The organism is Citrobacter sp. CK199, assembly GCF_030333285.1.
Classification (GTDB): Bacteria; Pseudomonadota; Gammaproteobacteria; order Enterobacterales; family Enterobacteriaceae; genus Citrobacter_B; species Citrobacter_B koseri.
The window spans coordinates 93,544-116,285 of the sequence record NZ_JAOWGF010000028.1; the positions used below are offsets into that span (position 1 = coordinate 93,544).

Genomic DNA, 22,742 nt, shown 5'->3' on the forward strand with positions numbered 1-22,742 from the left:
AAAAAGACATTTATGAACGCAAAAACAATCTCCTTTGGGCTGGCGATCGCTTTGGTTACCGCTTTACTGACGGCATGTTTAACCGTTGCCGGCACCTGGCTACTTCGCGCGGACACGGCATCGGAGAGCAATCCGTTGACGAGCTTATTTAAATCCTCCACGCCGCAACAGGTGGAGTTCGTGGAAATTAAAAACATCCTCATCACCCTGAAAGGGAAAGGTAATGCGGAGCGTTATCTGATGCTGGAACTGAACCTGGCGACCATGAGCGCGGAAAACGCACGGACGGCGCAAGACATGATCCCTGCGATTCGTGGAGCGACCGTCAATCTGTTTTCCGAAATGGACTATGACGCCGTGCGTGCGCTAAGCGTCAGCAACCTGCACGACAAACTCAAAGCCGCCTATGCCGCCAGATTCGACAGCCTGAAGATGGACGTCCCCTTTGATGACGTCATCATCAGCAAAATGGTCTTCCAGTGATTGATAAGCCGTATTGGACATGATGGATTTTATCGCAAGTGAAACGCTGACGCCTGCGGATGAAGCGCGCTATGTCAGCACGTATCTGCCGCTCGTCAACAAAGTGGTGAAGCAACTCGCTTACCAGACCAGTAGCGTTATTGATCGGGATGATATGGAACAGATCGCGCTAATGGGGTTATTAACCTCGTTGCGCCGTTACGGTCATCCTGATGAGCAGTTTGCCGCTTATGCCATACAACGCGTTCGCGGCGCGGTACTGGATGAGCTGCGGTTGCTTGACTGGCGTCCGCGTCGTTTGCGACAGAAAACGCATAAGCTCAATGATGCGATCCGCGAGATTGCGCGTCAGCTGGGGCGTACGCCCAGCTTTGAGGATATCAGCCACCATCTTTCCATTACGGCTGAAGAGTATCAGGAATATCTCTTACTCGATTGCGCCAAAACGCTGGAGAGTCTCGACGATCTTTTGGGTAATGACGTATATGCGGGGGCGCTGGATAGCCGTCCGCTTGAAGAAGAGATCATCGTCAGCAGAACGTTACGCAACGCGTTGGCGAGTCTTGATGAGCGTGAGCAACTTATTCTCACGCTCTATTACCAGCATGAAATGAGCCTGAAGGAAATTGCGCTGGTCCTCAATTTAACCGAGGCCAGGGTATGTCAGCTCAATAAAATCATTGCGCAAAAAATTCAGTCTTTTTTCCAGAAGTGAAAGGTTTATGCAGAAATTCTTAGGTATTCTCATCATCATGGGGTGTGTTGTCGGCGGCTTTATTTTGTCAGGCGGACACCTCGCCTCATTCTGGCAGCCGGGTGAAATCATCATTATTCTTGGCGCGGGACTGGGGGCGATGGTACTGGCGAACCCCAAAGCGGTGCTGAGCGAAATGTACCGTCAGTTTCGCGGCATTATGCGCAAAAACGAATATACCGATGAGTATCAGCGCCAGCTGCTGATGCTGCTGTATGAACTGCTGGAACTGGTGCAGGACGGCGGCCTGAAGGTGCTGGATGAGCATATCGAAGCACCGGAAAACAGCGCGTTATTCCAGAAATACCCCCTCATGCTGCACGACAAAGCGCTGGTGACGTTCATCTCCGATAACTTCCGCCTGATGGCGATGGGGAAAATCAACGAGCACGAGCTGGAAGGGATTCTCGAACAGGAACTGGTGGCAATGGAAGAGAACCTTCTGCAACCGTCCCGCTCTTTGCAACGTACTGCGGAAGCGATGCCTGGATTCGGCATCTGCGCGGCGGTACTTGGCATCATCATTACCATGCAATCCATTGACGGCTCGATTGCGGTCATCGGCGTGAAGGTTGCGGCCGCTCTGGTGGGAACCTTCCTCGGCGTATTCTTCTGTTACTGCCTGATGGACCCGGTGGCGAACGCCATGGAGCAACGCACCAAAAAGCAAATCTCGGTGCTGGAGTGCGTGCGTACCGTACTGGTGAACCACGTTGCCGGTAAGCCGACGCTGCTGGCGGTCGATGCCGGGCGCAAAATGCTGCCGATGGACACGAAACCGACATTCGCGACGCTGGACGGTTGGGTAAACCAGATGATGGGTGATGCCTGATGCGTAACCGCAGCAAAGAACATACCACGATCATCAAACGCTCCTCGCGTAAAAGCCATGATGAATTTCATGGCGGCGCCTGGAAAGTGGCCTTCGCAGACTTCACGCTGGCAATGATGGCGCTGTTTATGGTGCTGTGGATCATGGGCGCGGTAACGGAAGAAGAACGTAAAGAGATTGTCTCCATGCTTAATGGCGAGTCGGTCTTTGAAGGCAACTCGTTAACGCCCATTACGCAAAAAGAGGGGCAGGGCGGGCAGCTTTCGCTGATTGACAGTCGTCATCCGAAAACGCCTAAACCGTCGAAAACGGTAGAGTCGTCAAAACCGTTGACCGATGCGGAGAAGCAGGTTGCTCAGCAGGCGAAACAGACGGAAAGCCTGGACGATGTGAACGCCCGCTCGCGTAATGAGATTGAAGATCTGGCGCGCATTATCATGAAAATCACCTCGACGTACGATGCGCAAGCCAACCTGAAAATGGAAATTGTGCCGCAGGGGCTGCGTATTCTGGTCTCGGACGATCAAAAACGCGAGATGTTCCAGCGCAGTAGCGCAATCCTGACGCCGTTTTTCAAGCGCTTACTGACGGAGTTCGCGCCGGAACTGAACAAGATCGACAACAAGATCATCATCACCGGCCATACCGATGCCACGCGTTTTCGCGATCAGGTGCTTTATAACAACTGGAACCTGTCCGGTGAACGCGCCATGCAGGCGCGGGCGGTTCTGACCACCGGGGGGCTGGATCAAAGCAAAATTCTGCAAGTGAGCGGCATGGCGGATCAGATGTTGCTTGACCCGCAACATCCGCTGAGTTCCGCGAACCGCCGCATTGAAATTATGGTGCTGACGCATTCCGCCAGTGATTCTCTGTACCAGTTCTTTGGGCAGCATGGCGAAAAAGTCATTAAACCGCTGACCGATAAACTGACGAAAAACCATTAATCAGATCGTTATTGCTGTGAAACGTTTCATCCGTTCTGTCCGTTTTGTACCTGCCCGGCATGTTCTGTGCCGCCAGGTACCTTTTTTTTCTCTCATCCTGTTATTGCTGATGCCGACGGGCTACAGCATCGCAAAGCCGAAGCCTGTAGAAGCGGGTATGACGCAGCAGGAAAACGCGTTGCAGATGCGGAAAAAAAATCGCGAGCGGCTGATGGCGAAAGTGAAAAAACGGACTGCCGTCGTACCGTTAACGCCGGAACAAAAGCAGCGGGAAACGGCGAAAAAACTGGCTGACCGCACTAAAAACCGCGAGATGCTGGCAATGCATGCCCGCTGGCAGCCCGGTAGCCTGGGCGGCTCCGACATGCTGTGGAGTCAGGCGCGCAAAGGGAAGGACAAAACGGGGCGCATCAGCCCGAAACTGGCGTCCCGATTACATACCGTCATCAAGCGTCTGGAAGACCAGTTAGGTAAGCCCTATGTCTGGGGCGGTAAAAATCCGCTGGAAGGATTTGATTGCAGTGGCCTGGTTTTCTACGCCTTCAATCATGTGCTGGAGCGCAAGCTACCCCGCACGGCAAACGGCATGTATCAGGACCCCACTCTTAAACATATTCGCGTAGATAAACTCCGTCGCGGCGATCTGGTGTTTTTTAACATTAACCAGCGACCGGGCGCCGACCATGTTGGCGTCTACCTTGGAAACGATGAGTTTATTGAGGCCCCGCGTAGCGGGCTAAATATCCGCATTAGCCAGCTTTCAGATGATTTCTGGCAATCGCATTACCTCGGCGCTCGCCGCATTCTGACGGAAGAGGCGACGCTGTAAAAATGACCCTTAGATTGAGTTAAAACCCATGACCGCAACACGTATGAAATTCGCCATTGATGATGGCTCAACCAATGTGAAAATTAGCTGGATTGAAAACGGTACGCTGAAGACCGTTGTTTCGCCGAACTCCTTCCGTAAGGACTGGAAAAGCGCGGCGCTGCTGCGTGGTCAGTCGGTATACAACTACACCATCGGCACCACGAAATACACCTATGATGCGACCTCGGATAAAGCGCTTTCCACGACGCACATCGAATACCAGTATGACGATTTGAATCTGCTGGCGGTTCATCATGCGCTGCTGCAAACCGGCCTGACGCCGCGTGACGTTGAAGTTATCGTCACACTGCCGATTACGCAATTCTACAAGCCGGACGATTGCCAGCGTAACGATGAGCGCATCGAAGCGAAACGTCGCAACCTGATGCGTGAGATCTCGCTGAATAAAGGCGAGCTGTTCCGTATCGTTGATGTGCATGTTATGCCGGAGAGCCTGCCTGCGGCGCTGTCGCATCTGCTTAACTCCAACGTGAATGAATTCACCAAGTCGCTGGTCATCGACTGCGGCGGGACAACGCTGGACATGGGGGTGATTGTCGGCGAGTTTGACGATGTTTCCGCAATTTACGGCAACAACGAAATCGGCGTGGCGATGGTGACGGACGCCACGCGTAAATTACTGGCGGCGGCGGACAGCGACTCCAGCTACCTGGTGGCGAACGAGCTGATTAAGCGTCGCAACGATCTGGATTTTGTCAGAAGCGTCATCAACGATGAATCGCGGATTGACGAGATCCTTGAACGGATCGAGATCAAGATTCAGGAACTTGGCGATCAGGTGGCTTATGAAGCGAAGAAATTCGCTAAGAACCCTAACCGCGTTTATCTGGTCGGCGGCGGCGCGCATCTGATCGAATCCGCTCTGCGCCAGGCCTATTCGACGCTCGGCGATCGCGTGGTGACGCTCGACAACCCGCAAAGCGCGCTCTCGCGCGAGATCTGCCTGTACCATGCTGAGTCAGGCGTTGAGCAGATTGATTCGCCGCAAATGGTTGAGGTAGGCGACGATGAGTAACAGGCAGATCCGCCGTGTTAACCTCTCATTGCATTTGTCGCCAGAGCGATCGCGCGCGGATTTGCGCGCGATGCTGCAACTAAAAAAATGGTATGGCGCAGTGCAGCGGGACGGGAGCGACGTCAATGACGCCAACATGGAGATCCGCCAGTTTCATCGCAATATCTATCTGTCCGGCCTGCAATTGCATCTTCTCAACCCGCAATTGTGCAGCCATGTTGCAGAATCCCTGAGCCGGGAAGGTTTGAGCCTCGAATCCCTTTGTGCGGAATTGCAGGAGAGCAATTTGCTGCCCGTCGCCCTCATGACCGGCGATGGCGATGCAGAAAAAGAGAAAGACTTCAGCGAACAGCAGCTGGCGCAAATGCGTACGCTGATGGCGCAGACCCTGCAAAAACAGCAGGTTGCCGCAGCGCCATCGGATAACACGCAGCATGAGGAGACGGCAAAACTGCGCGAAGAGGTTGCCCAGCTCAAAGTCTTGCTGGAACAGCAGCATCTGCTGTTGCAACAGCTGCGCGTGACGGGGCGCACGTCAGCAGCGGAACCGGCTAAATCCGTAAATGCTGAAGAAGTCGATCTCAGTACCGTAGACGCGCCGACGCAGAAGATGAGTAAAGTGCGTCAGAAAGGGATCTTTTAGACTTTCGCACAGCGCGTCACCAGTGTTGAAAAGGGAACCCGGCGGTTCCCTTTTTATTTTATGCCGCCGCGCACGGCGTACTACCGGTATACCGGCAGAAGGTTAATGCTGGATAGAATATGGATAAGCGCGTTAGCTGCCCCAAAGCATAAAATCAGGACGATCATTGCGTTGCCTCCCCATACCCGATAGTGCGGGCTGTTAAAGCGTTTGCGCGATGCGCGCGCCAGCAGCGCCGGGACAATCGCCGCCCAGACGGTGGCGGCCAGCCCGGCAAAACCGATGGCGTAGATAAACCCATTTGGCCAGATTAAACCGCCGGTGATGGGCGGCAGAAACGTGACCAGCGCAGTTTTGAAACGTCCTTTTGGCGAGTCGTCGAACCTGAAGAGATCGGCGAGGTAATCAAATAATCCCAGCGTAACGCCGAGGAACGAACTGGCGACGGCAAAGTTGGAGAAGACGGTCAGCAGCAGATCGAGCGTTGAGCTGTTCAGCAAACCGCTCAGCGTCTGTACCAGCACGTCGATATTGCCGCCTTTTTCGGCGATCTCAATAAACGCCGGACGCGGAATATTCCCCATCGTACCGACCAGCCAGATGATATACAGCACCAGCGCCATCAACGTTCCCAGTAGCAGGCAGCGACGGATGGTTAACGGATCTTTGCCGTAATATTTCATCAGACTGGGCACGTTGCCGTGATAACCAAATGAGGCGAGACAGAACGGCAACGTCATCAGGACGTAGGGCAGGTAGCTGGGGCTGACTTCAGCGGTATTGAGTAAAATCGTTGGCTGGACGTGCCAGAGCAAACCGCCAAACGTCATAAAGAAGGTGAGAATTTTAGCGCCCAGCACAATGGTCGTCATACGGCTCACCGCCCGGGTGCTTAGCCAGACAATAAACGCTACCGCCAGGGCGAATAATAACCCGCCGAGCCTGGCCGGAAAGACGATCCCCATTTGTGCAAAGGTATGGTGAATAACCGAACCGCTGGCGGAAATATAGGCGTAAGTCAGAATATACAGCACGAACGCGACGGTCAGACCGTTAATAATATTCCAGCGATTTCCCAGCAGGTCTTTGGTAATCGTGTCGAAGCTGGCGCCAATATGATAATTCAGGTTTGCTTCCAGGATCATTAACCCGGAATGCAGCATACAAAACCAGGTAAAAATTAATGCCAGCAGTGACCAGAAAAACCAGGCGCCAGACATCACCACCGGGAGAGAAAACATGCCCGCGCCAATAATGGTTCCACCGATAATCATTGCCCCGCCGATCAGCGACGGCGCTTTATTTGCGACCGATAATGTAGCCATAGTGCGTTTTCCTCGCGTGGCTATGCCCGTCATTGTGCAGAGAAAAGGGCGATCCCGCTTTTCTCATGCCTGAATGCGTTGAATATCGTATTAAATAGCGGAATCGCGCTCCCGCAGGGGAGCGCGTATCAGAACGTTATTTCACCGGTTTCAGCCGGGCCACAAAGTGGCGCAGCACCGGCGGTTCATAGGTGAAAGTCAGCCCTTTGATCGATGCGGCGCGGGCTTTTACGGCGATTAACGCATCCGCGATGTAATCCATGTGATCGTTGGTGTAGACCCGGCGGGGGATCGTCAGACGCAGCAACTCCATTGGCGACGGTTTTTGTTTGCCAGTGACCGGATCGCGCCCAAGCAGCAGAGAGCCAATTTCCACGCTGCGAATCCCGGCTTCCAGGTACAATTCGTTATTCAGCGCATGAGCCGGGAACTGTTCTGCCGGAATGTGCGGCAGCAGCAGCTTCGCATCGACAAATACCGCGTGGCCCCCGGTTGGATACTGGATTGGAATCCCCCCTTCGCGCAGCCGTTCGCCCAGGTATTCCACCTGGTTAATCCGATAGGCGAGGAAATCTTCATTCATCCCTTCTTCGAGGCCGATCGCCAGCGCTTCCATATCGCGCCCCGCCAGCCCGCCGTAAGTGACAAAACCTTCCATTGGCACGCAGCGAATGCGCACGTCGTTGAACAGATCTTCATCATCACGGAAGCAGCACAGCCCGCCGATATTGACCATCGGATCTTTCTTCGCCGACATGGTCAGCATATCCCCATACTGGTACATCTCACGGACGATCTCTTTCACCGTTTTATCCGCGTATCCCTCTTCGCGCTGTTTAATAAACCAGGCGTTTTCGCAGAAGCGGGCGGAGTCGATGACCACCGGAATATTGTGCCGCTTCGCTATTTGATACACCTCGCGCATATTGGCGATGGAAACCGGCTGGCCGCCTGAGCTGTTGCAGGTGACGGTGGTGATAATCGCCGCGACGTTTTCTGCGCCATGTTCCGCGATAGTGGCGTTGAGCAGGTCGATATCAAAGTTGCCTTTCCAGTCGTACCATGAGGTGGTGTCGAACGCTTTTGGCGTCACCACGTTGATGGCTTTCGCGCCGTTTAATTCGACATGGGCGGCGGTCGTATCAAAGTGGAAGTTGGAAATAAAGACCGGTTTTTCGGCGTTGCGGCGGGCAATCAGGCAGGGAAACAGGATTTGCTCGGCGCCGCGTCCCTGGTGCGTAGGGATCGTGAACGGGTAGCCGATCAGCTCTTTTACTTTGTCGCACAGATGGTAATAGTTGCGTGAGCCGGCGTAGGCTTCATCGCCCATCATCAGGCCTGACCATTGACGATCGCTCATTGCGCCAGTGCCGGAGTCGGTCAACAGGTCGATATATACATCATCGCTTCTGAGCAGAAAAGGGTTATATCCCGCTTCTTCAAGCGCTTTAACACGGTCGTCCCAGGTGGTCATACGAATGTTTTCTACCATTTTAATGCGGAACGGCTCAGGAATACGTTTCATATTATTTCTCCAATAGCATGTCGCGCTACGTGAACGTTATTTTTGTGCCTTTAACAGGCGCAAGAAATACCGACCAAACGTAGTGTTCAGTTAATTTTTTATTGATGTTGAACGGCTAAGGAGAATTAACGCGGAAAGTCGTTAGAAATACGCGGATCGAGGTTATACCAGAAGTGCAGACCGCCTGCGGCAATGAGGCGATAAAACGATTTGTGTTTCATTACATCGTCCTCCATGAGTGAAAGGGAATTTAAAAATAGCGGAAGATTAAAATTTATCCGCGATAAAAATCACAAAATGTTAAATCTGATACAGTTCAGTTAAGAAAGTTGATGAGGCGCGCATTTTTGCGTTCATTGGGCGGTGTGAGTTTATTCATCTTAATGTGAGGGAATAGCGGGAATACCCTGCCAGAATTGACAGGGTATTTGGATGAGAAGGATCAGAACTCCATTTTTACCGTGAACTGAACTTCACGCGGGTCGCCAATCTGATTACCCAGATTATTGGTAGCAATGGATGAGGTGTAATACGTTTTATCAAACACGTTTTTCACGTTGAGTTGCAGAGTCACCGGGTATTGCAGTTTCATCTTATAGGCTGCAAAGGCATCGGCCACAAAATAACCAGGCAGATAATAGTCCGCGCCGTTGGTGGCGGAGCGACGGCTTACGCCATGTCCGCCGCCGCCAATGGTCAGCGTATTGCCCATAAAGGCGTTGTGAATGTCATAGGTCAGGAACAATGAACCGGTATGACGCGGTACGTTAGGCAGCGGTTTCCCTTTGTAATCGGGATCTTCCGTGACTTTTGCTGCGGTATAACCGTAGCTGGCGATGATATTGGTATTGGGCGTCAGCGAGCCTGCGACATCCACTTCCACCCCCTGTGAGCGTACGCGCCCTGCGGTTTTCGCCACGGTTTCGCCATCCACGATTTCGTTGTACAGCACGTTGCGCTTATCGATATTGAACAGGGCGATATTGGCGGTGATGCCGTCAAAGAGATCGAATTTCGCCCCCACTTCATAGGCGGTAGAGGTTTCCGGCGGCAGATCGCCAATGTAGCTGGCAATAGAGTATTGCGGCATAAAGGCGCGCGATACGTTGCCGAACAGCGACACAGAAGGGGTCAGCTTATAGACCATGCCGAATTTCGGCACCCACTGCTGGTCCGTACTGTCGGTGTTGACGTTGAACGGGCGGCCCTTCCCGGCATATTCGGTGTAGTACTGATAGCGCATCCCGGCGACGGCGATCCACTTATCGGTCAGATACAGCGCATCCTGTACGTAAGCGGAATAGCTCTCCTGCTTAATCGTCTGGTCGCTGTCGGAGGCCGAGACGCTGGTGCATTTGCCGAGCGTACCGTAGACCGGATTGTAAATATTAAAGCCTTTCACGTTCTTACAGCGAATCATATCCGTGCGCAGCAGATCGTAATTCTCATAAGAGACGCCGGTCAGGATCTCGTTATAGAAACCAGCGATATCCACGTTTCCTTGTAAATCGGCGCGGGTCGCGTGCATCCGTTGGGTGGAGCCTTGCGTCGCATCCACGCGGCGGGTCAGGTTCCCGGTAGCGGAATCATAAGCCATCACGCGAGCCTGGTTATCACTGTATTTATCCTGGCTGAAGCTGTAATCAAATTTCGCCGTCCACGCGCTGTTGAAGCGATATTCGGCATTGAGCTGCGCCAGATCCGATTCGCCATCGGTGATATTGAATTTCTCATCAAAGCGGGTTTTCCGATCCACGTTAACCGGCTGTTTGGTATTGAGATCGAAAATGGTGCCGCGATCGAACGGGGCTTTGTAATTACGGTGCGAATAGAGCACGCTGACCGTCGCGTTGTCGCCAAACCAGGTCAGGGAAGGGGAGATGAAGCTGCTCTGGTTAGTACCATAGTTGCGCCAGTAGTCCTCGTGCTGATACTCGCCGATCAGGCGATACGCCAGTTGGGTGCCTTCAATCGGCCCGGTGATGTCAAACTGGCCTGTGCCGCCGCCGAAGCTGGAGGAGGTGGCGGAAATTGAGCCGCCAAATTGCGTTTGCGGACGTTTGGTTACGACGTTAATCAGGCCGCCGGGATCGAGAATACCGTACAGCGTGGAGGCCGGGCCTTTCAGCACTTCCACCCGCGACGTGGCCGCGTTGAAACTGCGCGGCAATACGGTTTTAAGACCGTTGGTCATCACGGAACCGTCACGATTCGCGCCGAAACCACGGCGAACAAACGCATCCTGCGTTCCGCCCAGCGTGTTGGTTTGCACAACGTTGCTGACGTTATACAGCGCTTCATCGAGGGTTGTGGCGTGCTGATCTTCCAGCACTTTGTCGCTGACGGTATTGACCACCTGCGGGATATCCAGCAGCGGCATCGACGTCAGCGTGGCGGTGGACGAACTCAGCGGTTGATAACCTGATGTGACGGCCTGATCGGCAGAAGAGGCGTCTGCGCGCACGGTCATCGTCTCTTCATTTTTGAGCGGCGAGTTTTCTTTTTCCGCCGCCATGACCGCAGGAGCCGTCGTGATACCCAAAAACAGAGCGGAGCACAGCGCTCGCCCTTTCATCCCAGAAAAATAAGGAGTTAACTTAGCCATCTTTTATTTATTCCGCAAAATACCCTGCCAAAAACGGGAGGGGAAACAGGTTTATCCAGTTCATTGCCCGGCTTGCTAGCCATGCGTTTTATCCATCTTTTAACCAACGTAAACGGCGTCAGATGTGTAATTGAGAATCATTCAATCATGGGCGTTTGTAGTAGTAAACGTAAAAATGAAAAAGAAACTACAGCAGGGTTAACGTCATAAAACCGTAGTGTTATTGCGGGGAAATGATTTTTAATTTATTGATATTTATCTGTTTTTATAAGTTTGTTCGTCTTTTTCTGCGGCGTTTTTGTTGCGTGAGTACGGTGATGTAACTACAGGGCGTAATTGCTTGACTACTACAGCGCAACCCAGCAAGATCTTAAAGAGAATGAGTTTTATTTTTATTTGAAAGGCTGCGCGCGCTGGCTTTGCCAGGCTGCGACGGCGCAGGAGTGAACATGCCACAGCATGTGGAAAACACCGCCCACAGAACGGGCATTGAGCTGAAACAGCTTTCTGCTGGCTATCGTCAGCACGCCATCGTGCATGACGTCTGCCTCACTATCCCGCAAGGTAAAATGACGGTGCTGGCCGGGGCGAACGGCTCAGGCAAATCCACCTTATTAAGTACGATTGCCCGAATGCTGAAGCCGTTGGGCGGCAGCGTGCTGCTTGATGGTAAAGCGATTCATCAACAGCCGACCAAAGCGGTTTCGCGTCAGCTTGGCATCCTGCCGCAATCCCCGCTGGTGCCGGAGGGATTAACGGTTTTTGAACTGGTTTCGCGCGGGCGTTTTCCCTGGCAGAATTTTCTCCAGCAATGGACCGATGATGACGCACAGGCCGTAGAGCAGGCGTTACAGCTCACCGGAACAACCGACTTCGCCCATTTGCCGGTAGAGAGTCTCTCCGGCGGGCAGCGCCAGCGGTGCTGGATTGCGATGGCGCTGGCGCAGCAAACGCCGTTTATTTTGCTGGATGAGCCTACAACCTTTCTCGATCTGCGTTATCAGGTAGAGATCCTTGAGCTTCTGCACTCCCTGACCCGCCATCATGGTCGTACCGTGGTGGTGGTGTTACATGATCTCAATTTCGCGGTGAATTACGGCGATATGCTGGTCTTTCTCAGACAGGGGCGGCTGGAGGGGATCGTACATGAAGGAGAGCACTGTACGCCGGAGCTGATCAAATCGGTGTTTGACGTCGATGTGCAGATGTCGGTGAATCCGTTGACCGGAAAGCCGTTCTTCATGCCGTTTCGTGCCAGGGCTGGAGCGGAAGAATGACGGCTATGGTCATTGCATCAGGCCGCCGTCGTGGTCGATTTCTGCTGGCGCTTCCTGTCTTGCTACTGCTGCTGTTTATGCTGGCGGTGATTCATCTGGGCGTCGGGGCGCGTGCCGTCAGTCCGCAGACCGTCATTCAGGCGTTATTTCACTTTGATGCCAAAAACTTTGATCACCGAATCGTTATCTCTCTGCGTCTGTTGCGTATGGCTGCGGCCATGCTGGTTGGCGCGGCTTTGGGCGTAGCTGGCGTTCTGTTACAGGCATTGATTCGCAACCCGCTGGGCGAACCGCACATTCTGGGGCTGAATGCGGGGGCCGCGTTCTCCGTGGTGCTGTGTACCGCGCTGGGCGTCGCGGGGCTCAGTCAGTCACTGGTTGCGGCAGGGGGCGCAGCGGCACTCTTTTCGCTGGTGATGGCGCTCTCTTCCGCCGGGCGTGGCGGACTGACGCCGCTGAAGGTCACGCTCTGCGGCGTGGCGCTGTCGGCGATGGTGTCGTCGCTCACGGCGGCAATCCTTATTCTGGATGAGCAGACGTTGCTGGCGATGCGCACCTGGCTGGTGGGCGATCTCGCGGGGATGAGTTGGGAAAAAGTACGCCAGGCTCTCCTGCCGTCGCTGGTTGGCGTTGTACTGGCGATAGCGATAGCGCCGGGGCTGAATATTCTGGCGCTAGGCGACCGGATGGCCTGTGGGTTGGGCGTTAATATTCTGCGCATTCGTCTGATGGCGATGATCGCCATTGCGCTGCTGTGCGGCGCGGCGGTATCCGTTGCCGGGCCGCTGGGTTTTATCGGGCTGTTGGTTCCGGGCGTCATCAGACGCCTGGTGACGGAAGACATTCGCCAGATGCTCCCGCTGGCGGCGCTGCTGGGGGCGGCAGTGCTGCTACTGGCGGATATCGTTGCCCGAACCCTGCTTGCCCCGCAGGAGCTGGCTACAGGGGTGATGACCGCGCTGGTCGGCGCGCCGGTGTTTATTTTCATTGCGTCGAGATTTCTTAAATGAGCGTTGTTCTGGCGCGTGCCGGGCTGCGCGCATGGCGGGTGGGGAAATTCTCACGCCTTGTCCGGCTGAAAACGGTGTGGTGTGTGCTGGGGTTTGCCACGCTGGCCGCCGTACTGCTGGTTTCGGGCGTGTTGCAGGGGTCGCTTCCCGTTCCGGCTTCCGCCATCGGGCGTGCGTTGTTCTCTCCGCAGGCGTTAACGGAGCAGCAGCAGTATGTTGTCTGGGATGTCCGTCTTCCGCGTTTGCTGATGGCGCTGCTGTGTGGAGCAATGCTGGGGCTGGCTGGCGCGGCGATGCAGTCGATTACCCGTAACGGCCTGGCTGACCCCGGTCTTATCGGCGTGAAAGAGGGGAGTAGCGTGGTGGTACTGGCGTTAGTGCTGCTCTTCCCGTCGGTCAGCCTGGTCTGGCGACCGCTGGCGGGTATTGCTGGCGGATTACTGGTCGCCGCGCTGGTCATGCTGCTGGCCCGTGATTTCTCCCGCCCGCGATTTGTGCTGATCGGCATTGGCGTCTCATGGTTCTTTGCTGCGGGAATGGGCGTTTTTATGACGACAGCCGATGTCCGCGATGTGCAAACGGCGCTGGTCTGGCTAGCCGGAAGCCTGCACGCCGCCACCTGGCCGTTGCTGTGGGTGGCGCTGGGGTGGGCGTTGCCTGCGGCTGTTCTGCTGTTTGCGACGGCGAGAGCATCGGATGTGGCGCTGCTGGGTAATCACACCGCGACCGGGCTCGGGGTGCGTCTGTCTCATCTGGCGCTGCTGCGTTTTATGGCGCCGGTCTTTCTGACCGCCGCCAGCGTCTCCTGCGTGGGCAGCCTGGGGTTTGTCGGCCTGATGGCGCCGCATATGGCGCGTTTTTGCCTGCGCGGAGGGCAAATGGCGTTGCTGTGGGGCAGTGCGCTCATTGGCGCTCTGCTGGTGCTGCTCACGGATACCATCGGGCGTCTGGCCTTTGCGCCGCTGCAAATACCGGCGGGGATCGTGATTGCGCTGGTCGGCGGCCCTTTCTTTTTACTGTTGCTCTGGCGTCGTCGGGATCGTTTGTAATTTTTAAGAGGGTGTATGCGTTTACTTTTTTCGCTGTTGCTGCTGGGGTGCTCTGTACAGGCAGAGGTTGCCACCCGGCCTTTTACCGACGATCTCGGACGCGTGGTGAACGTGCCGCTGCATCCGCAGCGCATTGTGTCGCTACACGATCTTGATATCACCATTCCGCTGATTGAGCTGGGCGTTCCGCCGGTCGCCAGCCACGGCAGAACGCGTCCTGACGGCAGCCATTTCCTGCGTTCGGGCGCGCTGCTGACCGGCGTCGATTTTGATCATTCAACGATAAAGTTTATTGGTACGGCGGACATTGATATTGAAGCGATTGTCGCCGCGAAACCCGATTTGATCATCACCGAGCCGAGTCGCCATACGCCCATCGAACAACTGGAGAAAATCGCCCCGACGGTGAGCATTGATCATCTCGACGGCGGCGCGCCGGAAATTTACCGCAAGCTCGCGCAGCTTACCGGAACTCAGGCGCGACTGGCTATCCTGGAGCGTCGCTACCGGGAAGAGATTGACCGGTTGAAACACACGGTGGATACCCAACACATTACGGTGTCAGTCATTCAGGCAAACCAGGGAAAAATCAATGCGTTGCACACCTATCATTCGTTAGGACGCGTCCTGCGCGATGCCGGGTTTTCCTTCCCGAAACTGATCGACAGCATTCCGCCGGGAGGGCGGATTGACGTGAGCGCGGAGCGTCTGCCAGAGATGGATGCGGATTTTGTTTTTGCCACCTGGCGCGGTGATACCGGTGGTAAGCCGCAGGATGAAATTGCCGCGATGGATGCCGTGTTGCCGGGCTGGTGCGAGTTTCTTACCGCTTGCCAGCGCGGGCACTACGTTTTGATCTCCCGTGAAGAGGCGATTTCGAACTCCTTTGCATCACTCAGCCTGATGGTTGCACAGGTACAGTCGCATATTGCCGGGCGCCACTTACCGGAGGGGAAATAACCATGCTGACGGCGAAGAAAGTGAAAAATCGTATTGATGTCTACGGCGATCGCTTCCGGGCGCGGGCGCATCTGCTTTCGCCGAGGATGCAGGCGGTGGCGCGTTATATCCATGAGAATCGGGAAGTGGTACTGGAATTTACGGCGATAGAAATTGCGACCGCCACTCAAACTTCTGACGCGACGGTTGTCCGGGCGATTCAGGCATTGGGGTTTGCCGGGCTGCGCGATTTAAAACAGACCATCGAACACTGGTTTGGCCCGGGTATCACCTCGGAAGAGAAAATGACGACCACGGTGAATACGCTTTCCTGCGATGTAAATTCGAGCATTGATTTTGTTCTGCAAGGGCATCAGCGCACCTGCGACGTGCTGTCTACGCCGCAAAACCGTTACGCGATTGCGCAGGCGGTCGCACTGTTGGTGGAGGCGCGTCAGGTGGGGATATTTGGCATTGGCGCATCCGGGATCCTTGCGGACTACACGGCGCGTCTGCTCAGCCGTATTGGCTTGCCGTCGGTGGCGTTTAATCGTACCGGGATTAACCTGGCGGAACAACTGATTGCGCTACAGCGGGGGGATGTGCTGATTATGATGGCGCAGAAATCGCCGCATCGCGAAGGGTTGACGACCATCCGCGAGGCGAAGCGGTTGGGCGTGCCGGTGATTTTACTGACCAATGCGCTGGAATCACGTTTTAGCAAGGAGGCGGATGTGGTGATCAATGTGCCGCGCGGCGGTGAGAACGGGAAAATGCCGTTGCACGGTACGGTGCTGGTTTGCCTGGAAATGATCGTGTTGTCTGTCGCTTCGACAGCCCCGCAGCGTTCGATTAAGTCCGTTAAGCGCATCAATGAATTGTACCGGGGAATTGGAAAGTCAGGGGCAAAGAAATAAATTTAAATATTCTCTCCATTTGATTTTCAGATTTTTTTCATTAAATCTCCATAATCTCTCCATTATTTTCCTGGCAAATAATGCAGGAAAATAATAAGCAAAAAAATCCTTTTCAATGTGCGCAGGAGACGTATAATTAGCCAAAATGAGAACGATCGTTCTCACTTTTGAGGTGACGAGGAGATGCGATGAGCAGCAAGCTGGAAATCCGCCAGAAACAACGACAGGATGAGATCATCAACGCCGCGCGCCAGTGCTTTCGCGCCAGCGGATTTCACGGCGCCAGCATGTCGCAGATCGCTGCTGAAGCCCGTCTCAGCGTGGGGCAAATCTATCGCTACTTCGCCAGTAAAGATGCCATTATCGAAGAGATGATCCGCCGTATTATCGACTATCGCATCACGCAGATAGAAGATAAAACCCAGACGGAGCGTATCCCCGGAATCCTGGCCTGGCGGCAAACGCTGAGCGAGGATGATGATGCGCTGATGCTGGAGATGGCGGCTGAATCGACCCGCAATCCTCATGTTGCCGCGATGCTCGAAGAGGCGGATGCGCGGATGTTCGACAACGCCTGCGCGCACCTGAGAAAAACGTGTCCGCAACTCAGCGAGGCCCGCATCCGTTGCTGTGTTGAAGTGATTGCAACCATGATGGAAGGGGCGGTTTACCGTCGCCTGACGCCGCAAAAAAGTGACCCTGATGCGTTACAGGAGATATATCGGGATATCGTTACCATGCTTGTGAATGGCTGAATAAAGAATCTAATAATCAAAGGGAAATAAATTATTTCCCTTATTGTCGTTGTGAGAAATAGCTCATGACGCGATACCGCTGTACCTGAAATAACGTTCAGTCGCCTGGTGCTACCTTGTTAATTTTAACGGGGCAGGCGTTTCTCACCCTGGAAAAAAGATGAAATACATAACAACATCAATTATCGCGCTATTGTTATTATCCGGCTGTGATAATACACAAACCGACAATACCGCTTCTCCGTCTCAGGAAGTGGGCGTCGTGACCCTTAAAACAGAACCCGTTTCTGTCGTCAGTGAACTGACCGGACGCACCAGCGCAGCGCTCAGTGCCGAAGTTCGCCCGCAGGTGGGGGGTATTATTCAAAAACGCCTGTTTAATGAGGGCGATATCGTCAAAGCGGGGCAGGCGCTGTATCAGATCGATCCCGCCAGCTATCGCGCCGCATGGAACGAAGCGAATGCCTCGCTCAGACAGGCGCAGGCGCTGGTGAATGCCGACTGCCAGAAGGCGCAACGTTACGCGCGACTGGTTAACGATGACGGTGTTTCCCGCCAGGATGCCGATGATGCGCAGGCCACCTGTGCTCAGGACAAAGCCAGCGTGGAGGCAAAGAAAGCTGCATTAGAAAGCGCGCGTATCAATCTGGACTGGACCACCATTACCGCCCCGGTTTCCGGGCGCATTGGTATCTCATCCGTCACGCCCGGCGCGCTGGTGACGGCTTCACAGGAGACGGCGCTGGCGACCATTCGTGGGCTCGACACCATGTATGTCGATCTTACCCGCTCCAGCGTGGATTTGCTGCGCCTGCGTAAGCAGTCTCTGGCGACCAACAGCGATACCCTGAACGTGACGCTGACGCTTGAAGATGGCACGACCTATAGCGAAAAAGGAAAGTTAGCGCTGACGGAAGTGGCGGTAGATGAGTCTACAGGCTCAGTCACGCTGCGGGCGATTTTCCCCAACCCTCAACAGCAGCTGTTACCCGGTATGTTCGTTCGCGCCCGCATTGATGAAGGGATCATGAACGATGCGATCCTCGCGCCGCAGCAGGGGATCACGCGCGATGCGAAAGGCAATGCGACAGCGCTGGTGGTCACTAAAGACAATAAAGTGGCGCAGCGTACCCTGGAAACAGGCGATACCTATGGGGATAAATGGCTGGTGCTGGACGGTTTACGTAGCGGCGACCGGTTGATCGTTGAGGGATCAAGTAAGGTCACGCCGGGTCAGCAGGTTAACGCCGTTGATGTACAACTGAACGGAGGCAAAGGCTGATGTTCTCCCGTTTCTTTGTGCGCAGGCCCGTTTTCGCCTGGGTTATCGCCATTCTGATCATGCTGGCCGGTATTCTGGCGATTAAAACGCTGCCGGTTGCGCAGTATCCTGACGTGGCGCCGCCGTCGGTGAAAATCTCGGCGACCTATACCGGCGCTTCCGCTGAAACGCTGGAAAACAGCGTGACTCAGGTGATTGAACAGCAGCTTACCGGGCTGGATAACCTGCTCTATTTTACCTCGACCAGCAGTTCCGATGGTTCGGTCAGTATTGATGTCACCTTTGAACAGGGCACCGACCCTGACACCGCGCAGGTGCAGGTACAGAACAAGGTGCAGCAGGCGGAATCCCGCTTGCCGAGCGAGGTTCAACAATCCGGCGTCACGGTGGTGAAATCGCAAAGTAACTTCCTGCTGATTGCCTCCGTGTATGATAAGTCCGACCGGGCGAGCAGCTCAGATATCGCTGACTGGCTGGTGAGTAACGTACAGGACCCGCTGGCACGCGTGGAAGGGGTCGGGAGCCTACAGGTGTTTGGTGCGGAATACGCCATGCGTATCTGGCTGGACCCGGCAAAACTGGCCTCCTATTCTTTGATGCCGTCGGATGTGCAGAGCGCCATTGAAGCGCAAAACGTTCAGGTTTCCGCCGGGAAAATCGGTGCGTTACCTTCCCCTGACACACAGCAATTGACCGCTACGGTTCGCGCGCAGTCGCGCTTGCAGACGGTAGAACAATTCAAAAAGATCATTATCAAAAGCCAGTCTGACGGGGCCGTGGTACGCATCCAGGATGTGGCGCGCGTGGAGATGGGCAGTGAAGACTACACCGCCATCGCTAAACTCAACGGTCATCCGGCTGCGGGGGTTGCGGTCATGCTTGCGCCGGGGGCGAACGCGCTGGATACCGCCACGCTGGTAAAAGATAAAGTCGCTGAATTTAAACGGGATATGCCGCAGGGCTATGACGTAGCGTATCCGAAAGACAGCACCGAATTTATTAAGATCTCCGTAGAGGATGTGGTTCAGACGCTGTTTGAAGCCATCATTCTGGTGGTCTGCGTGATGTACCTGTTCTTGCAGAATCTTCGCGCCACGCTGATTCCGGCGCTGGCGGTTCCGGTCGTGCTGCTCGGTACTTTTGGCGTGCTGGCGCTGTTTGGCTACTCCATCAATACGCTGACGCTGTTTGCAATGGTGCTGGCGATAGGTCTGCTGGTCGATGACGCCATTGTGGTGGTGGAAAACGTCGAGCGTATTATGCGCGATGAAGGGCTGCCCGCGCGCGAAGCTACCGAAAAATCGATGGGGGAAATCGCTGGCGCGCTGGTGGCTATCGCTCTTGTTTTGTCTGCGGTATTCCTGCCGATGGCGTTCTTTGGCGGCTCTACCGGCGTCATTTATCGCCAGTTCTCTGTGACGATTATCTCAGCAATGCTGCTCTCGGTCGTGGTGGCGTTGACCCTGACCCCAGCCCTGTGCGGTTCGATTCTTAGCCATACCGCGCCGCATAAAAAGGGCTTCTTCGGGATATTCAACCGATTCTATAGCCGAACTGAACAGGGTTATCAGCGCGGCGTCCTGCATGTGCTGCGTCGCAGCGTCAGCGTGATGGGCGTTTATGCGCTGTTATGCGGGGCGATGGCGCTGGCGATGTGGAAGCTGCCCGGCAGCTTCTTACCGACCGAAGATCAGGGTGAAATTATGGTGCAGTACACCCTGCCCGCAGGGGCGACGGCGTCGCGAACCGCAGAGGTCAATCGTCAGGTGACAGACTGGTTTCTCAATAAAGAGAAAGCCAATACGGACGTTATTTTTACCGTCGATGGTTTTAGCTTCAGCGGCAGCGGGCAGAATGCCGGGATGGCGTTCGTTTCGCTGAAAAACTGGTCGGAGCGTAAAGGCGAAGAAAATACCGCACAGGCTATTGCGCTGCGTGCCAGTAAAGAACTGGGCGCCATTCGCGATGCGACGCTTTTTGCGATGACGCCGCCGTCGGTTGAGGGGCTGGGGCAAAGCAACGGATTCTCTTTTGAGCTGATGGCGAATGGGGCGACCGATCGCGATACCCTGTTACAGATGCGTAATCAGCTGATCGCCCAGGCAAACCAGAGCGATATTCTGCACGCCGTGCGCGCAAATGACCTGCCGCAAATGCCGCAGCTTCAGGTGGATATCGACAGCAATAAGGCCGTCTCGCTGGGGCTTGGCTTAAGCGATGTGACCAGCACCTTATCCAGCGCCTGGGGGGGAACCTATGTCAATGACTTTATCGATCGCGGCCGCGTGAAGAAAGTCTACATTCAGGGCGACAGCGAGTTCCGTTCTTCGCCTGCGGACCTGGGCAAATGGTTCGTGCGCGGCAGCGATAACAGCATGACGCCCTTTTCCGCCTTCGCCACCACTCGTTGGGAGTACGGCCCGGAAAGTCTGGTGCGCTACAACGGCTCTGCCGCCTATGAGATTCAGGGAGAAAACGCCAGCGGTTTCAGCTCCGGCGCCGCGATGGACAAAATGGAAGCGCTGGCAAACAGCTTGCCTGCTGGCACCACATGGGCGTGGAGCGGATTGTCATTGCAGGAAAAGCTGGCCAGCGGTCAGGCTATGAGCTTGTACGCCATCTCTATTCTGGTGGTTTTCCTCTGCCTGGCGGCGCTGTATGAAAGCTGGTCGGTACCGTTTTCGGTGATTCTGGTCATCCCTCTGGGGCTGTTAGGCGCAGCGCTGGCGGCCTGGATGCGTGATTTAAATAATGATGTTTACTTCCAGGTCGCGCTGCTGACCACCATCGGCCTGTCGTCGAAAAACGCCATTCTGATCGTCGAATTTGCCGAAGCTGCGGTTGCGGAAGGCTATTCCCTGAGCCGGGCTGCGCTGCGAGCGGCGCAGACCCGTTTGCGCCCAATCATTATGACCTCTCTGGCCTTTATTGCCGGGGTTACGCCGCTGGCTATCGCCACAGGGGCCGGGGCGAACAGCCGTGTGGCGATCGGGACCGGAATCATCGGTGGGACATTAACCGCCACGCTGTTGGCTATCTTCTTCGTCCCGCTGTTCTTCGTGCTGGTTAGGCATCTGTTTACCCGCAAGTCCCGTCGTCAGGAGTAAGTTATGTTGCGTATTTTTCTCTTTGTTTTCGCTCTCCTGAGCGCAGGGTGTGTGTCGCTTGATCCGCACTACAGCACGCCCGATGCGCCGGTTCCGGCAACTTTACCGGGCGCGCAGGGGCAGGGGAACGCTGTCAGCCGCGACTGGCAGCAGATTGTTAACGACGCGCGGCTGCAACAGGTGGTGAACACCGCCCTTAACAGTAACCGTGATGTCCAGAAGGCGATTGCTGATATCGACTCCGCACGGGCGTTGTATGGCGAAGCGCGTGCCTCGTTGTTCCCGACGGTGAATGCTTCACTCAGTTCTACACGCAGCCGTACGCTGGCGAACGGAACCGGAACGAGCGCTGAAGCCGATGGCGCGGTGTCCAGCTTTGAGCTGGATCTGTTTGGCCGCAATCAGAGCCTGTCGCGGGCGGCGCGGGAAACCTGGCTTGCCAGCGAATTTACCGCGCAGAACACCCGTTTGACGTTAATTGCCGAGATCAGCACCGCGTGGCTGACCCTGGCGGCAGATAACAGCAATCTGGCGCTGGCCAGGGAGACGATGGCCAGTGCGGAAAACTCGCTGAAAATTGTTCAACGTCAGCAGCAGGTCGGGACAGCCGCCGCAACGGATGTCAGTGAAGCGATGAGCGTTTACCAGCAGGCGCGCGCCAGCGTAGCCAGTTATCAGACTCAGGTGGCGCAGGATATCAACGCCCTGAACCTGCTGGCGGGCACAACGCTGCCGGAAAGCGTGCTGCCCGGTACGCTGGAAAGCCTTGATGCGCAGGTGATTACGCTGGTGCCCGCTGGCGTCTCTTCTTCCGTGCTGTTGCGTCGGCCGGATATTCAGGAAGCGGAACATAACCTGAAAAGCGCCAATGCCGATATTGGCGCGGCGCGAGCGAATTTCTTCCCGACCATCTCCCTGACGGCAAGCGCCGGTGTCGGCAGCGATGCGCTCTCGTCCTTGTTCAGTCATGGCATGAAGGTGTGGTCGTTTGCGCCTTCCATTACGCTGCCGCTGTTTACCGGCGGCAGCAACCTGGCGCAGCTTCGCTATGCCGAAGCGCAAAAACGGGGACTCATTGCTACCTATGAAAAAACGGTGCAAAGCGCGTTCAAAGATGTGGCTGATGCGCTTGCCCGGCGTGCGACGCTGGATGAACAGCTGGATGCCCAGCGCCAGTATGTCGCCGCAGAACAAAAAACGCTGGATGTCGGGATGCGTCGTTATCGCGCCGGGGTCGGGGATTATCTGACCGTACTGACGGCGCAACGCACGCTGTGGTCGGCGCAGCAAACGCTTATCGCCCTGCAACTGACGGACAATGAAAACCGCATAACGCTCTGGCAGTCGCTCGGCGGCGGGGCCCGGTAATCAGAGGGAGGTGTTTT

At 55.2% G+C, this 22,742-nt stretch carries 20 protein-coding genes; 16 read left to right on the top strand and 4 right to left on the bottom strand.

Going from position 1 to position 22,742, the window contains the following annotated elements; genetic code table 11:
- Nucleotides 1-12 precede the first annotated feature (12 nt).
- Genes OGX75_RS15475 through OGX75_RS15505 form a run of 7 tightly spaced genes read left to right on the top strand, consistent with a single transcriptional unit; the run spans nt 13 to nt 5,566 of the window.
- Complete coding sequence (locus tag OGX75_RS15475) at nt 13-483, top strand: flagellar basal body-associated FliL family protein (protein ID WP_012133676.1); 471 nt, start codon at nt 13-15, stop codon at nt 481-483.
- Nucleotides 484-502: 19 nt separating this feature from the next.
- Entirely contained in the window at nt 503-1,198 is a 696-nt protein-coding gene (locus tag OGX75_RS15480; protein WP_012133675.1) for a FliA/WhiG family RNA polymerase sigma factor, read from the top strand.
- Nucleotides 1,199-1,205: 7 nt separating this feature from the next.
- Nucleotides 1,206-2,069: a flagellar motor stator protein MotA gene (motA, locus tag OGX75_RS15485; RefSeq protein ID WP_012133674.1), complete on the top strand. Its 864-nt coding sequence runs from the start codon at nt 1,206-1,208 to the stop codon at nt 2,067-2,069.
- Nucleotides 2,069-3,016, top strand: a complete 948-nt coding sequence (gene lafU / locus OGX75_RS15490; RefSeq protein ID WP_286450916.1) for a putative lateral flagellar export/assembly protein LafU — start codon at nt 2,069-2,071, stop codon at nt 3,014-3,016. Before motA ends, lafU begins: the two co-directional genes overlap by 1 nt.
- Nucleotides 3,017-3,032: 16 nt before the next feature.
- Nucleotides 3,033-3,845 (top strand): C40 family peptidase, encoded by an 813-nt coding sequence (locus OGX75_RS15495; protein WP_309300386.1) that lies wholly within the window; start codon nt 3,033-3,035, stop codon nt 3,843-3,845.
- A 43-nt stretch (nt 3,846-3,888) separates the two neighbouring features.
- On the top strand, nt 3,889-4,923 hold the full coding sequence (gene parM / locus OGX75_RS15500) for a plasmid segregation protein ParM domain-containing protein (protein ID WP_197982146.1): 1,035 nt from the start codon (nt 3,889-3,891) through the stop codon (nt 4,921-4,923).
- Complete coding sequence (locus tag OGX75_RS15505) at nt 4,916-5,566, top strand: hypothetical protein (RefSeq protein ID WP_146235382.1); 651 nt, start codon at nt 4,916-4,918, stop codon at nt 5,564-5,566. The genes parM and OGX75_RS15505 overlap by 8 nt, the downstream gene beginning before the upstream one ends.
- 80 nt (nt 5,567-5,646) lie before the next feature.
- On the opposite strand, the gene mtr is transcribed toward OGX75_RS15505, so the two are convergent.
- From mtr to OGX75_RS15525, 4 genes are all read right to left on the bottom strand, one after another.
- A complete protein-coding gene (gene mtr / locus OGX75_RS15510; protein ID WP_024130622.1) occupies nt 5,647-6,891 on the bottom strand; it encodes a tryptophan permease in 1,245 nt (414 codons plus the stop codon).
- Between the two features lie 136 nt (nt 6,892-7,027).
- A complete protein-coding gene (gene tnaA, locus OGX75_RS15515; RefSeq protein ID WP_275155452.1) occupies nt 7,028-8,416 on the bottom strand; it encodes a tryptophanase in 1,389 nt (462 codons plus the stop codon).
- 125 nt (nt 8,417-8,541) lie between these two features.
- Nucleotides 8,542-8,637 carry a tryptophanase leader peptide gene (gene tnaC / locus OGX75_RS15520; protein WP_024130621.1) on the bottom strand — a complete coding sequence of 32 codons (96 nt, stop codon included), beginning with the start codon at nt 8,635-8,637 and terminating at the stop codon, nt 8,542-8,544.
- A gap of 221 nt (nt 8,638-8,858) precedes the next feature.
- Nucleotides 8,859-11,021, bottom strand: a complete 2,163-nt coding sequence (locus OGX75_RS15525; protein WP_060816139.1) for a TonB-dependent siderophore receptor — start codon at nt 11,019-11,021, stop codon at nt 8,859-8,861.
- A 449-nt stretch (nt 11,022-11,470) separates the two neighbouring features.
- Between OGX75_RS15525 and OGX75_RS15530 the strand changes: the two genes are divergently transcribed.
- The 9 genes from OGX75_RS15530 to OGX75_RS15570 all read left to right on the top strand — a co-directional run bounded on the left by OGX75_RS15530 (nt 11,471) and on the right by OGX75_RS15570 (nt 22,725).
- Nucleotides 11,471-12,298 carry an ABC transporter ATP-binding protein gene (locus OGX75_RS15530; protein ID WP_199977816.1) on the top strand — a complete coding sequence of 276 codons (828 nt, stop codon included), beginning with the start codon at nt 11,471-11,473 and terminating at the stop codon, nt 12,296-12,298.
- Nucleotides 12,295-13,308: a FecCD family ABC transporter permease gene (locus OGX75_RS15535; protein ID WP_049008662.1), complete on the top strand. Its 1,014-nt coding sequence runs from the start codon at nt 12,295-12,297 to the stop codon at nt 13,306-13,308. The genes OGX75_RS15530 and OGX75_RS15535 overlap by 4 nt, the downstream gene beginning before the upstream one ends.
- Complete coding sequence (locus OGX75_RS15540) at nt 13,305-14,357, top strand: FecCD family ABC transporter permease (RefSeq protein WP_047458603.1); 1,053 nt, start codon at nt 13,305-13,307, stop codon at nt 14,355-14,357. Before OGX75_RS15535 ends, OGX75_RS15540 begins: the two co-directional genes overlap by 4 nt.
- Before the next feature lie 15 nt (nt 14,358-14,372).
- Nucleotides 14,373-15,317, top strand: coding sequence for an iron-siderophore ABC transporter substrate-binding protein (locus OGX75_RS15545; protein ID WP_275376275.1), 945 nt, complete (start codon nt 14,373-14,375; stop codon nt 15,315-15,317).
- A 2-nt stretch (nt 15,318-15,319) separates the two neighbouring features.
- Entirely contained in the window at nt 15,320-16,213 is an 894-nt protein-coding gene (locus OGX75_RS15550; RefSeq protein ID WP_112002454.1) for a MurR/RpiR family transcriptional regulator, read from the top strand.
- Between the two features lie 188 nt (nt 16,214-16,401).
- Entirely contained in the window at nt 16,402-16,968 is a 567-nt protein-coding gene (locus tag OGX75_RS15555; protein WP_049009383.1) for a TetR/AcrR family transcriptional regulator, read from the top strand.
- Between the two features lie 160 nt (nt 16,969-17,128).
- Entirely contained in the window at nt 17,129-18,250 is a 1,122-nt protein-coding gene (locus OGX75_RS15560; protein ID WP_012133656.1) for an efflux RND transporter periplasmic adaptor subunit, read from the top strand.
- Nucleotides 18,250-21,357: an efflux RND transporter permease subunit gene (locus tag OGX75_RS15565; RefSeq protein WP_199977814.1), complete on the top strand. Its 3,108-nt coding sequence runs from the start codon at nt 18,250-18,252 to the stop codon at nt 21,355-21,357. The genes OGX75_RS15560 and OGX75_RS15565 overlap by 1 nt, the downstream gene beginning before the upstream one ends.
- Before the next feature lie 3 nt (nt 21,358-21,360).
- Nucleotides 21,361-22,725 carry an efflux transporter outer membrane subunit gene (locus OGX75_RS15570; protein WP_286450917.1) on the top strand — a complete coding sequence of 455 codons (1,365 nt, stop codon included), beginning with the start codon at nt 21,361-21,363 and terminating at the stop codon, nt 22,723-22,725.
- Nucleotides 22,726-22,742 lie beyond the last annotated feature (17 nt).